Genomic DNA, 12,412 nt, shown 5'->3' with positions numbered 1-12,412 from the left:
GGGCTAAAATAGGGCTTTGATTTCGAATTTTTCGCCTTGTTTGTTTTTAGGTGCTCAAGAGGGCTGCGCCGTTTCGGATTTTCAATTTCGGATTTAGTTGATTTAAGTGTTCAAATCATCAATAATTTGAAAATATATATAAATTAGTGGCATGAAGCTTATTAAGTTAACCGGCTTATTTTTAGTCGTATTATTTTTGACTGCCTGCCAGGAGAAAAAGAGTGCAGTGCCCGTAATTGGTTTTATAGATGCCTTTGAAGATGCAACTATTGCCCAGGCCCGCACAGGTTTTACCGATGCACTGAAAAAGAACGGCTTTAGCGAAGAGCAGCACACCGTAAAAATTGATTACCGCAATGCCCAGGGGGATATACCTACGCTTACCCAAATAGTGAATTACTTTATCAGCGCAAAGGTTGATTTGCTGGCTACCTGTACAACACTCTCAACCATTACAGCGGCGCAAAAAACTACCACTATCCCCATTTTTAAAATGGTAGCGCCTACAGCCAAACTGATGAAGCTTGAAGATGCCAAAGGCAATGCACCTGCCAATGTTTTTGGTACGGAAGAAGACCTGAACTATATTGATACTTCATTCTCCATCATCCCCAAACTGGTGAAGCCTAAAGGCACTAAGCTGGTTATCGGGATGATCTATAATCAATCGGAACCTCAATCGGTAGATGCCATGAGCCGGATAAAAGCTTTGGCCGGTCAATTGAACATCGAGCTGGTAGCAACACCGCTTAATTCATCCGCGGAAGCGCAACTGGTTACTAAATCGTTATTGAATAAAAATATTGACGCGTTTTTTGCCAACCCGGATAACAGCGTATTCGCATCGTTCGAGACCATTCTGAAAAGCTGCAACGAAAAGGATGTACCTATATTTACCAGCGAGGCTGGTTTGGTACAGCGTGGCGCGGTTGCTGCTTATGGCGCCGATATTTACCAATGGGGGTACCAGGCCGGTGAGCAGGCTGCCCAATATTTAAAAACACATAAAACCGAAGGTTTAAAACCGGAGATGGTTAAAATACGTAAACGGGTATACAACGCCGCATCGGCTAAAAAATATAACATTACTGTACCCTCAAATTTTGAAGCCGTTAAATAAATGGATTTTTTACTGACCGCCATATTACAAGGCTTATGCTTTGCCGGGATAGCCCTTGGTATCTACATCTCGATGAAGATATTTAACATTCCCGATATTACTACCGATGGAAGTTATATGCTTGGTGCTGCCATTACAGCGACATTATTTACACATGGCATGAAGTTTTACTTTATTCTGCCGTTAGTAATATGCGCGGGAGCATTAGCCGGAGTTTTAACGGGATGGATACATACCAAACTTAAAGTGAATGCACTTTTAGCGGGAATATTAGTTATGAATGGATTGTATTCAATAAATCTCACAACGATGGGCCGCTCAAATCTTCCGCTAAGAGATTATACCACTATTTTTACAAGACTGAAGATACTACCCGATGTAAATCAAAACACACTGGTATTCGCCATTTTGGCTGTAGCTATAATGATTACTTTGATAGGTTATTTATTAAAAACAGATTTCGGTATAGCGATGCGTGCTACAGGTAACAGTGAAACCATGATACGTTCGTTAGGAGTTAACACAGACCGAATGAAGATCATTGGTCTGGCGATAGCAAATGCACTGACCGCAACCAGCGGATATCTGATGACACAACTACAAAGCTTTGCCGATATTAATATGGGAATAGGCGTTGTTATATTGGGCCTTGGTGCCGTAATCATCGGTGAAACTATGATCAATTGGTTTAATATTACTTCGGTTTGGAAAACTTTGCTGATAGTGATATTCGGAGCTATATTATTTCAACTTGTATTAGCGCTTACGTTAAGTTTAGGTATTAATCCTAACATGTTAAAAATTGTTACATCTTGCTTTGTATTGCTTTTTGTTGGCATCCCACGTTTAACAATCAAAACAGCATGATAGAATTAGCAGGCATCAGTAAAACGTTTAACCACGGTAAGCCTACCGAAGTTAATGCCCTTAATGGTATAGACTTATATGTAGAGATAGGTGAGTTTTTGGTTGTAGTAGGATCAAATGGTTCAGGAAAGTCAACACTGCTGAATATTATTGCAGGCAGTATAAGCCCAACCCAAGGTACTGTTGCTTTGGATGGGAGGGATGTTACCGATCTTGCCGATTATCAGCGTAGCCGTTATATTTCGCGGGTTTTTCAGAACCCTTTGAGCGGCACAGCGCCCGACTTGAGTATTTTGGATAATTTCAGGCTGGCTGCATTACGCACGCATCCTAAAAGCCTTAAAATAGGTATTGATGAAGGCTTTAAATACAAGGTGATGGAAAAACTATCATTATTGGGTATGGGCCTCGAAACCAAAATAAACCAGCCTATGGGTACACTTTCGGGCGGGCAGCGGCAGGCTTTAACCTTGCTGATGAGTGTAATGGCCAACTGTAAAATATTGCTGTTGGATGAGCCCACAGCCGCTTTAGACCCACGATCGGCAGATATTGTGATGCGGACGGCTGATAAGCTTACACACGATTTTAACCTCACTACCGTATTAATAACCCATAACCTTAAAGACGCCTTTACCTACGGGCAGCGCATTATACAAATGACAGAGGGCCGCATCATTCACGACCTGAAAGAGGACGAAAAAGCGAAGCTGGAACAAGCCGATATTTTTAAGTGGTTTAGCTAATGGCAAAGTTATTGTGTAGGTTCTGACAGCTGGTCAGTTTCAGCGATCAATCAAAACAATAACAACATGAAAGCTAATAACTATATCACAATAAATGATGCCTACCAACTGGTAGAAGGTGCTAAAATACGCGCTAAAAAATATCCCGAAGAGCTGTTTGTATTAAGCAGTTATGATGCTGATAAAAGGGGGTACCTTTTATACCCCTTTGACGAGGGCCGTAAGTTTAATGATTTTGGTATACTGATTACCGAAAGCGAACTGATGTACGATTACGAGATAGAAAAGCTGAACGTTAACGAGCCGGTAATTATTGAGGAAGCTAAAGCCGCTTAATTAGCATCTCAGGTCATGCTGAATTTGTTTCTGGATCTCACATGCAAGGCAAGCAGGCGATCATTCTGATGGGGGGCCGATCCCAACGAATGTCGGGACGGCATAACTGAATGATTAATTCGAGATGATCTTAAACTCCGTCCTGCGGTTTTGGCGGCGGCCATCCTCGGTAGTATTTGGAGCAATCGGTTGCGATTTACCATAACCTTTATACGTTAACCTGTTTTGCGGTACACCCTGCGATAGCAGGTATTGATAAACCTCTTTAGCACGGTTTTGCGATAGGGTTTGGTTCAGCACGTCATTGCCTGCATTATCCGTATGACCCGAAATTTCGATATTTACTTTTGGGTTTTCGGCTAAAAAAATGATCAGCTTTTGCATCTCTATTTTCGATTCGGCTTTGATATCAAATTTATTAGTATCAAAGAAGATGTTTTTGAGTACTACCTTATTTCCGGCCTCTATTACCTGTAAGGGTACGTCTATCAGAAATTGCTTTTTGCTGGTATCTCCCGCAAGGGAAAAGTTTTCGGAATAAAACATGTAGCCCTGTTTGGATATATTGAGCATATAGTTTTTTCCTGATGTTAGCGTGGCCATAAAATGGCCTTGTTCGTTCAGTGTATTTTGGTATACCATGCGGCTGTTAGCCAGGTCGATGATCTCAACAGTGGCTGCAATGGGTGTCTGGCTTTTGGCGTCTTTTACAGTTCCCTTTACATAAGTTACCAGTTTTGGCCGTAAAGATACCGGCATTTCAAAGGTGTAAATATCAAAGCCACCATAGCCCTTCAGATTATTCGATGCAAAAAACGCGAAATTGCCATTGGCATTTAAGCTAAGCCCGCTATCATCTGCACTGGTATTAATAGGGTAGCCCAGGTTAAGCGGTTTTTGCCATGCGCCATCCGTACCGCGCCTGCTGATAAACAGGTCCATATTACCAAAGCCCGGCCATCCGTCCGATGAAAAATACAAGGTATTATCATCCGGGTGGATAAAAGGCGATTGCTCATCAAAAGGCGTATTTACATTCGGGCCAAGATTTTCGGGTGTACCCCAGCCTTTATCGGTCAGCGTTGATTTCCAGATATCATAACCACCATAACCACCTTTGCGGTTGCTGGAAAAATAAAGCGTTTGTCCATCCGCGCTGATAGATGGTTGCGATTCCCACGCGTTTGAATTTACAGGCGTATTTAAGTTAAATGGCGTATCCCAGCTATCGCCGTTTTTTTTGGCTACGTAAATATCACAGCTGCCTAAGCCGCTTGGTCTGTCGCAACAGGTAAAAAATATATACTCGCCATCTTGCGTAATGGCCTGGGCGCCCTCGTTGTACTGTGGTGAATTAATGTATTCGCTCAGATAGGTGGCGCCGGCCCATTTGCCTTTTACTTTAGCACTATGGTAAAAATCTTCATTGTTCTTTATTTTACGGGTAAATATCAGTTCGCCCTCATCGGCAGTTACCACCGGGAAATACTCATCGTAACTGCTGTTCACCTCGGGGCCTAAGTTGATGGGTTTAAAGGGCATGGGGTGCTTAATGGCTTCTATGCTGAATTTGCAATCAGCTATCAAATGCTCAGTATATTGCCTTTTTTCAGGTGTTATAGCAGGATAGCTGAGGTAGGTTTGCAGGTGCGTTAAAGCGTTTGTGTAATCGGCAATATTAACCTCTTCATCACCAAGGTTATAATAAACAGCCCGGTTAAATTGCGGGTTTATGGCAATGATTTTCAGGTAATGCTCAATTGATGCTTTGTACTGTTTTTTTAGGCGGAGCAGATCAGCAATGGAGTTATGCGCTTCTAAAAAGTTTGGCTCCATTTCTAAGGCTAACTTTAGCTGGGTAATCGCTTCATCATATTGCTGCGCATCAATGCTTTGCCTTGCCCTGGTATATTGCTTTATGGCGGTTTTATTGGCTGTAGAATATGATCTTTCCTGGGCCTGCATCAACATGGGTACACAAAGCAGCAGGATGGCAAACAGGCGTTTCATATTCTATATACGTGCAAATGCGCTACGTATTGCAAGTTTACGGAATATTAAGGTATTTGTGCGTTTGTAAGGATATTTCCCATTTAGGGTTATTCATCACATAATCAACAATAAGCGGGATCATTTCTTTTGATTTTGACCACTCGGGCTGCAGGTACAATTTACACCCCGGCGATACCAGTTGGGCGTATTGCTCGGCCCATTCAAAATCTGATTTGTTAAAAACGATCACCTTTAACTCGTGTGCCAAAGGCGCGACCATTGAGCTTGGCGCTTTGAATTTCTTCGGCGATAAGCAGATCCAATCCCATGAGCCCGACATAGGGTAGGCACCTGATGTTTCGATAAAGGTTTTGATGCCCTGTTGCTGTAATTGCGTGGTAAGGTAATCCAGGTTATAGATCAACGGTTCGCCACCGGTAACTACAACGGCTTTACCGGGAAACTTTGAAGCGTTTTCAACTATGGTATCAGCAGTGGTTAGCGGGTGGATGGATGCATCCCAGCTTTCTTTTACATCGCACCAATGGCAGCCCACATCGCAACCGCCCAGGCGTATAAAATAAGCGGCTTTGCCGGTATTAAAACCTTCGCCCTGTATTGTATAAAACTCTTCCATTAATGGAAGCAATGTGCCGTCTTCCGGTATCTGATTCACCATAATTAAGCTGCAAATTTACACAAAAAATTTAGCTGTGCCCGATAAGCAGCTTTTATAGCAATAATATGACGTCACAGAACGATGTGCATCACATCAGAAAAACCACTAACTTCGGGTTGGCACAATCTTTTGTACGTATTTAAATGAATTGGCATAAAGTATTAGATAACAGTGATTTAAAATATCCGTTTATTAGCAAAGTAAAGGCTGGCAGTAAAATTATTTGCCTTGTTGGCGTTGATAATGAAGTGTATGCCTTAGCTGCCAAATGTCCCCATGCCGGCGCCGATATCAGCCAGGGTTGGTGTACTGATGGTAAGCTGACATGTCCGTTTCACCGTTACGGTTATGATATTAAAACAGGAAGGGGTAATCCGGGGCAGGGTGATTATTTGCAGACCTATCCCGTTGCGGTTAGGGAGGATGGGGTGTATGTTGGGGTGAAATCTATCTGGGATATTTTCGGCTAACAACTATTACGTCATTGCGAGGTACGAAGCAATCTTCGATAGAAAGGTCGGCAATAGGCAGGTGTGAATGCATAGTTTAGGATTGCTTCGTACCTCGCAATGACGCGCTAAAAAAATCTAACTATAAACCTCTCCATTCGCCGAAGCCAGAGTATTCTTCAACAACCCAATAATGGTCATCAAACCCACACCACCCGGTACAGGCGTTATCCACGATGATTTTGGTGCTACGCCTTCAAAATCAACATCGCCATACAGTTTATAGCCCGATTTGGTTAGGGTAGAGGTTTCGCGGTTCATGCCTACGTCTATTACAACAACGCCATCTTTTACCATGTCTGCCGTAATAAAATTCTTTTTGCCGATAGCAACGATCAGGATATCAGCATCGAGCGTAAACTTTTTAATATCGGGTGTACGGCTATGGCAAATGGTTACCGTGCAGTTACCTGGGGTAGTATTCCTCGCCATCAGAATACTCATTGGCGAGCCTACAATGTTACTGCGGCCAACTACAACGCAATGTTTGCCCGCGGTTTCAATGCCGTATTCTTTCAGCATCAATGTAATACCATAAGGCGTTGCCGGGATGAATGATGGCAGGTTACGCTGCATACGGCCCAAATTAACAGGGTGGAAGCCATCCACATCCTTACGGTGATCAATGCGCTCGGTTACCTTTTCGGGATCTATATGTTTTGGGAGGGGGAGCTGAACAATGATACCGTCAATATCCGCATCAGCGTTAAGCTCTTCTACCTTTTTCAGCAATTCTTCTTCGGTCACATCGCTTTCATAACGTACAAGGCTCGATTTAAAACCAACCTTTTCGCAGTTTTTCATCTTGCTGGCCACATAGGTCTCGCTACCACCATCATGGCCAACCAAAACCGCCACCAAATGTGGTTTACGGTCTGTTTTGGCTAATAGCTTAGCCGCTTCTTCGGCTATTTCAACCTTAAGTTTTTCTGATACGTATTTTCCGTCGAGTAATTGCATACAGCTTTATATATTTTTGAGCCAAGAATCAGGTAATGGTTGTAGGTCTAACTCTACGTATTCTTCCTTTTTAGTAAGTCGAATAAGTGGCATTTTGGCCAAATGAAGGTTAGCTTCCTGTTTGATACTTATTTTAGATATTACAGTTTCAATACTTTCAATTCCCTTGTTGATCAGGGAGTTTATGGTCATGTCCGATTCGTTTTCAGTGTACAGGTTAACATGGTACTTAGGGACATTGTTATCATAAACTATCCATTCTGCATACGAAAAATCACCCAAATTAATAATCGTCTTTATTCCCATCAATGTATAAAAACTCACTTGCAAGTATTTAGCCATCAGGTTATCTCTGGTTTCGATCAATCTAACTTCAAAACCGCCATAAACGCGCTTTGCGGTATCTCTACGTTACCAACCTGGCGCATGCGTTTCTTGCCTTTTTTCTGTTTCTCTAACAGCTTACGCTTACGCGAGATATCACCACCGTAACATTTGGCTGTAACGTCTTTACGCATGGCTTTCACCGTTTCGCGGGCGATGATCTTGGCACCGATAGAGGCCTGTATAATGATCTCGAATTGCTGGCGAGGGATCAGTTCCTTCAGCTTTTCGCAGATCTTCTTACCAAAATCGTAACTGTTGCTGCGGTGTATCAATGAAGATAAGGCATCAACAGGCTCGGCGTTCAGTCGTATATCTAAACGCACTAGGTCCGACTGGCGGTAACCTATCTGTACATAATCGAACGAAGCGTAGCCTTTAGATATGGTTTTCAACCTGTCGTAAAAGTCGAATACGATCTCGCCCATAGGCATCTCAAATACCAACTCAACACGGTCAGAGGTCAAATATGATTGGTTAACAATAAAACCACGTTTATTGATACACAACGACATGATAGGCCCTACAAACTCCGATTTGGTTATGATGTTGGCCTTGATGAAAGGTTCTTCAACATACTGTAACTTGCTCGGGTCGGGCAGGTCGGATGGGTTATGTACTTCCAGTTCTTCGCCTTTGGTGGTGAAGGCAAGGTACGATACGTTGGGCACGGTAGTAATTACCGTCATATCAAACTCGCGCTCCAAACGCTCCTGGATAATTTCCATGTGCAGCATCCCAAGGAAACCGCATCGGAAACCAAAACCTAAAGCAGCCGATGATTCCGGCTCAAACACTAACGAAGCATCGTTCAGTTGCAGTTTAGCCATAGCCTCGCGCAATTCTTCGTATTCATCGGTATCAACCGGGTAAATACCGGCAAATACCATGGGCTTAACTTCTTCAAAACCTTGTATACCGGCTTCGCATGGGCGGGCTATGGTGGTAATGGTATCGCCAACCTTAACCTCGCGGGCCTCTTTGATACCCGATATAATATAACCCACGTCGCCGGTCTTAATAACGTCTTTAGGTAATTGATTTAGTTTCAACGTACCTACCTCATCAGCAATGTATTGCTTTTCGGTAGCGAAAAATTTCACCCTGTCGCCTTTGCGTATCTCGCCGTTAACTACTTTAAAGTAAGCAATGATACCACGGAACGAGTTAAACACCGAGTCGAATATCAAAGCCTGCAAAGGTGCTCCCGGATCACCAACAGGAGCGGGGACACGCGCTACAATAGCTTCCAGTATTTCGTGTACGCCCATACCGGTTTTGCCCGAAGCAGCTAATATCTCTTCGCGCTTGCAGCCTATCAGGTCTACTATCTGGTCTTTCACCTCCTCGGGCATAGCACCGGGCAGGTCCATTTTATTCAGTACCGGGATAATTTCCAGGTCGTTTTCTAATGCTAAGTACAGGTTAGATATGGTTTGCGCCTGTATACCCTGCGATGCATCAACGATCAACAACGCGCCCTCGCAGGCTGCTATAGACCGGGAAACCTCGTACGAAAAATCTACGTGGCCCGGGGTATCTATCAGGTTCAATACATATTTCTGCCCGTTAAGGGTATAATCCATCTGTATGGCGTGGCTCTTGATGGTGATGCCGCGCTCACGCTCAAGGTCCATATCGTCAAGTAGTTGCGCCTGACTTTCGCGCTGGGTAATGGTGTTGGTATATTCTAATAACCTGTCGGCAAGGGTACTCTTACCGTGGTCAATGTGTGCGATAATGCAAAAATTACGGATGTGCTTCATTCAGGCGCAAAAATAGGTTTTTTAGGGGATAAATTCACATGGTATTTTCATGCTATATTTCGGGTTGCACACACTCGTTTTCAAATTCAAAAAGCAGGTAAAAACAGGTGTTTTTCACTGGCCATCGCTTTAAAGGAAGAGTAAAAAAACATTCAAATAAAGCCGACCTTCCATACAATATAGTATTTTTTAGCCCAACGACCAATTACCTGAGCCTCCATATTTCAGAAATGCAGACTGTCAGGTTAAAAAAGAAGTGTATACATACGCCATACCATAAAGTGTTTTCTTTTACACGGATATAACCCTGCAGCAAAGCAAATGGAATAAGCCAAAAAAGTGAAAGAAATGACAAGTGTAAAATTGCAAATAAAAACGAGGTGATAAAAATTGCCTGTTTCTTATCAGATACACCAAGCAAATTTTGAAGCATGTACCCACGAAAACCTAACTCCTCAAAAATAGCGGGCATAAATGCTATGGACAATACCATCAATTCATTCGCGTATTTATGCCCCCGGTATAAACCCGAGTAATAAAGTTCTTCAGAAAACAGGGTATGATTGATCCATCTTACGCTAAAGCCAACTAATAGGGATGCTAGTATAGCGCCCAGACAATACCCGGCGAGCTTCACAATTGAAAAGTTTGGCCAGCGGAGCAGCATTTTGTTTTCGGCCCAGTTGCTGCAAAAAAATACCACCGCAACTATGGCAAGCAGCCCGTCAAAAATAAATGATATAGCCAGGGTTTGAAGGCTATCGATAAATTTGAACAAGCAGCAAAGGCCGATATTTAATAGATAAAACAGACCGGCGTATTGAATGCTGTTCCACTTTTGCTCGCTTGTTATGTCATCCTGGGCTTTTTGCACAACGCCGCAATGTCTGCAAAACCTGCTTTCAAAAGCTATTTCGCCATCGCAGTGCGTGCAATTTTTAAAAACTGCAACTTCGGTTTGCGTCAAAGTATTATTCAATATTGAGCTCCTTTTTTAATTTATCAGCTTCAATAGCCGCTTTTATACCCTTAATAAAAGCACCGATAATGATAACCTTCCATATGATCCCGCTAATGATAGACAATGGATTTTCTATCGCGCCAAGGATTAGGACGATGCCATACAATGCGGCGCCCGATATCAAAGCCGCCAATGGTTTCTTTCTACTCCAGGCGCCTAAGGCCACAAATATGAGCGATATAATAAGGCAGCCGATCAGGGTGTTTGTTTTTTCCTCGGCGTTGTTACCGGTAGCGTATAAAGCAAACCCGCTTATCGCGAATATCCCTGCAACCCAAAATAGCTTATTGCCTGCGTTCTTTATTTTGGCATTATAATCTTCAAGGTCAATTTCCTTTACCATTTTGTTATCAACAAAAGCTTGTTGTTGTTCCAATGTACCTTTTACAGGATAACCGCAGCTATCACAAAAAGCGTCGGCATCGTTTATGGTATGGTAACATGCTCCGCAAAGAGCGGCTTCATTAGTCTGGATGGAAAGATCATCGTTCATAGTCAGGGAGTGGTTTAGCTTATTCTGTAATATTAAATATTATGAATCAATTTTAAAAGAGCTGAATAAAATTAATACCTCGGCTGCGCCGCGTAATCCAAACTGGTTAAATCCTTCACCGAACCAAAGCCTATTACATCTTTTATCACTTTGCCGTCGGTCATTTCGACGGCGCGTACTAACTTATCCTGGCCAAATTTATCTTTTATCTGGTGCATGGTTTTGCGTGCGGTATCAGCTCTGCTAATATCCTCAAACAAACTGTACAGCACATTACTGTTATCCACAAAGTTGGTAACCGATACCCGCATGCTGCTGATGTTATTGTTCATAATAGGGGCCGAGCCGGTTTGCTCCTCAAATTTGGCTATGCGCTTGCGTATCATCCGCATCAGGCTAATGGCATCCTGCACGGCGGTGTTCACTTTAAAGGCATCGTCCCAACGGGTGCCGTCAACATAACTGGCGGTAAAGCCAATGGCCTTGCTGTAAAAGTTATGGCGTACCATCCGTTTTTCGAGGGTGAGGCACAGCGTCATAAACAGTTGCTCAATGTAGCCGGGAGTTTTGCGCTTTTCAGCAGATATCTGCCGCATTGCCTGCATGCCCCGGTAATCATGCGATGCGATATTGGTTTCAATAAAGTTGAGGCGGTAATGCCAGTAAATACCTTCAATACTTTTAAAAATGGCTTTGAGACGGTCGGGTGGGGTATGGCGCATATCATAAGGTGTATTTACACCACAGCGCTCCAATCTGTAAGCCATGTTGGCGCCAATGCCCGGCAAGTCGCCAAGGCGCAGGGTTTTTAGTACCTCGTCAATGTTTTGCGGGTTGATCAGGAACGTCCCGCCACGCTTTTTACCCATTACCGAACCCAGTTTTGCCAAAAAAGCATTTGGTGCTACACCAATAGAGCATTCTAAAAAATCACCCACCCTTTCCAGTATATCGCGCTTTATCTTTTTGGCTATCAGCATTGGGTCGGGGTAAAGCAGTTTATAGTTGTTGAGGTTGATGATGGCCTCGTCAATGCTTTTAGGTACAACATCATCACAGTATTCTTTCAGTATATTAATTATTTTAACGTGGTATTCCCGGTAACGGGTAGGGTTGCTTTCTATCGGGACAAAATCAGGGCAGGCTGCCATCACGGCATCCAAACGCATCCCTGCTTTAAGGCCGCGCTCTTTAGCTTCGGTTGATAGCGATATCACGCAGCCATACTTGCCCGTGTATACACAAACCCCGCAGGGCCTGCCGCGCAGCCAAAAGTTAACCTGCTGCTCGCAACGGGCAAAAAAGCTGTTCATATCTACAAACAGCACCCGGGCTTCGGTACGTACGGCTAACGAGTTCTGATTCATAATTCAAAATTGCTAAAATTATTAGTAAAATCAAATTTAAATCGATTTTGTTTTTGTGCCTGTTCATAAATATGTCATTGCGAGGAACGAAGCAATCTCTGCGGACAGGTAAGCCGTTAAACATCGCTTTTAGATCTATCTTTGAGATTGCTTCGTCGTCCCGATAGAGGGA

The 12,412-nt window shown here is 43.2% G+C and carries 13 protein-coding genes; 5 read left to right on the top strand and 8 right to left on the bottom strand.

The annotated features are described in order from the left end of the window. Positions 1-151 precede the first annotated feature (151 nt). The 4 genes from KXQ82_RS07305 to KXQ82_RS07290 all read left to right on the top strand — a co-directional run bounded on the left by KXQ82_RS07305 (position 152) and on the right by KXQ82_RS07290 (position 3,069). Complete coding sequence (locus tag KXQ82_RS07305; protein ID WP_219487530.1) at positions 152-1,120, top strand: ABC transporter substrate-binding protein; 969 nt, start codon at positions 152-154, stop codon at positions 1,118-1,120. Next, on the top strand, positions 1,121-1,987 hold the full coding sequence (locus tag KXQ82_RS07300) for an ABC transporter permease (RefSeq protein ID WP_219487529.1): 867 nt from the start codon (positions 1,121-1,123) through the stop codon (positions 1,985-1,987). Continuing rightward, positions 1,984-2,733 carry an ABC transporter ATP-binding protein gene (locus tag KXQ82_RS07295; RefSeq protein WP_219487528.1) on the top strand — a complete coding sequence of 250 codons (750 nt, stop codon included), beginning with the start codon at positions 1,984-1,986 and terminating at the stop codon, positions 2,731-2,733. The genes KXQ82_RS07300 and KXQ82_RS07295 overlap by 4 nt, the downstream gene beginning before the upstream one ends. 66 nt (positions 2,734-2,799) lie before the next feature. Next, positions 2,800-3,069, top strand: a complete 270-nt coding sequence (locus KXQ82_RS07290) for a hypothetical protein (RefSeq protein WP_219487527.1) — start codon at positions 2,800-2,802, stop codon at positions 3,067-3,069. Positions 3,070-3,183: 114 nt separating this feature from the next. Here KXQ82_RS07290 and KXQ82_RS07285 read toward each other — a convergent pair whose 3' ends face one another. Both KXQ82_RS07285 and KXQ82_RS07280 read right to left on the bottom strand, forming a co-directional pair. Further along, on the bottom strand, positions 3,184-5,079 hold the full coding sequence (locus tag KXQ82_RS07285) for an OmpA family protein (RefSeq protein ID WP_219487526.1): 1,896 nt from the start codon (positions 5,077-5,079) through the stop codon (positions 3,184-3,186). A gap of 37 nt (positions 5,080-5,116) precedes the next feature. Then, positions 5,117-5,740: a 7-carboxy-7-deazaguanine synthase QueE gene (locus tag KXQ82_RS07280; protein WP_219487525.1), complete on the bottom strand. Its 624-nt coding sequence runs from the start codon at positions 5,738-5,740 to the stop codon at positions 5,117-5,119. Positions 5,741-5,883: 143 nt separating this feature from the next. Here KXQ82_RS07280 and KXQ82_RS07275 point away from each other — a divergent pair, with 143 nt between their 5' ends. After that, positions 5,884-6,210, top strand: coding sequence for a Rieske (2Fe-2S) protein (locus tag KXQ82_RS07275; RefSeq protein WP_219487524.1), 327 nt, complete (start codon positions 5,884-5,886; stop codon positions 6,208-6,210). Between the two features lie 117 nt (positions 6,211-6,327). On the opposite strand, the gene KXQ82_RS07270 is transcribed toward KXQ82_RS07275, so the two are convergent. The 6 genes from KXQ82_RS07270 to KXQ82_RS07245 all read right to left on the bottom strand — a co-directional run bounded on the left by KXQ82_RS07270 (position 6,328) and on the right by KXQ82_RS07245 (position 12,240). Continuing rightward, the gene (locus tag KXQ82_RS07270; protein WP_219487523.1) at positions 6,328-7,209 is read right to left on the bottom strand and encodes a bifunctional 5,10-methylenetetrahydrofolate dehydrogenase/5,10-methenyltetrahydrofolate cyclohydrolase; all 882 of its coding nucleotides are present in this window, start codon (positions 7,207-7,209) and stop codon (positions 6,328-6,330) included. A gap of 6 nt (positions 7,210-7,215) precedes the next feature. Beyond that, complete coding sequence (locus tag KXQ82_RS07265) at positions 7,216-7,575, bottom strand: hypothetical protein (protein WP_219487522.1); 360 nt, start codon at positions 7,573-7,575, stop codon at positions 7,216-7,218. After that, entirely contained in the window at positions 7,572-9,359 is a 1,788-nt protein-coding gene (gene lepA, locus KXQ82_RS07260) for a translation elongation factor 4 (protein WP_219487521.1), read from the bottom strand. The genes KXQ82_RS07265 and lepA overlap by 4 nt, the downstream gene beginning before the upstream one ends. A 205-nt stretch (positions 9,360-9,564) precedes the next feature. Next, complete coding sequence (locus KXQ82_RS07255) at positions 9,565-10,338, bottom strand: CPBP family intramembrane glutamic endopeptidase (RefSeq protein WP_219487520.1); 774 nt, start codon at positions 10,336-10,338, stop codon at positions 9,565-9,567. Next, positions 10,331-10,873, bottom strand: a complete 543-nt coding sequence (locus KXQ82_RS07250) for a hypothetical protein (protein WP_219487519.1) — start codon at positions 10,871-10,873, stop codon at positions 10,331-10,333. Before KXQ82_RS07250 ends, KXQ82_RS07255 begins: the two co-directional genes overlap by 8 nt. Positions 10,874-10,944: 71 nt before the next feature. Then, the gene (locus tag KXQ82_RS07245) at positions 10,945-12,240 is read right to left on the bottom strand and encodes a DNA polymerase Y family protein (RefSeq protein WP_219487518.1); all 1,296 of its coding nucleotides are present in this window, start codon (positions 12,238-12,240) and stop codon (positions 10,945-10,947) included. Positions 12,241-12,412: the final 172 nt, after the last annotated feature.

The organism is Mucilaginibacter rivuli (genome assembly GCF_019391655.1).
Taxonomy (GTDB): domain Bacteria; phylum Bacteroidota; class Bacteroidia; order Sphingobacteriales; family Sphingobacteriaceae; genus Mucilaginibacter; species Mucilaginibacter rivuli.
This window is presented reverse-complemented; position numbering and strand designations above follow the sequence as displayed.

Bases quoted from the DNA above. Each gene is read 5' to 3' on its own strand.
- KXQ82_RS07275 (WP_219487524.1), top strand. From the start codon at position 5,884: ATGAATTGGCATAAAGTATTAGATAACAGTGATTTAAAATATCCGTTT.
- lepA (WP_219487521.1), bottom strand. From the start codon at position 9,359: ATGAAGCACATCCGTAATTTTTGCATTATCGCACACATTGACCACGGT.
- KXQ82_RS07290 (WP_219487527.1), top strand. From the start codon at position 2,800: ATGAAAGCTAATAACTATATCACAATAAATGATGCCTACCAACTGGTA.
- KXQ82_RS07250 (WP_219487519.1), bottom strand. From the start codon at position 10,873: ATGAACGATGATCTTTCCATCCAGACTAATGAAGCCGCTCTTTGCGGA.
- KXQ82_RS07285 (WP_219487526.1), bottom strand. From the start codon at position 5,079: ATGAAACGCCTGTTTGCCATCCTGCTGCTTTGTGTACCCATGTTGATG.
- KXQ82_RS07305 (WP_219487530.1), top strand. From the start codon at position 152: ATGAAGCTTATTAAGTTAACCGGCTTATTTTTAGTCGTATTATTTTTG.
- KXQ82_RS07245 (WP_219487518.1), bottom strand. From the start codon at position 12,240: ATGAATCAGAACTCGTTAGCCGTACGTACCGAAGCCCGGGTGCTGTTT.
- KXQ82_RS07295 (WP_219487528.1), top strand. From the start codon at position 1,984: ATGATAGAATTAGCAGGCATCAGTAAAACGTTTAACCACGGTAAGCCT.
- KXQ82_RS07280 (WP_219487525.1), bottom strand. From the start codon at position 5,740: ATGGTGAATCAGATACCGGAAGACGGCACATTGCTTCCATTAATGGAA.
- KXQ82_RS07270 (WP_219487523.1), bottom strand. From the start codon at position 7,209: ATGCAATTACTCGACGGAAAATACGTATCAGAAAAACTTAAGGTTGAA.
- KXQ82_RS07300 (WP_219487529.1), top strand. From the start codon at position 1,121: ATGGATTTTTTACTGACCGCCATATTACAAGGCTTATGCTTTGCCGGG.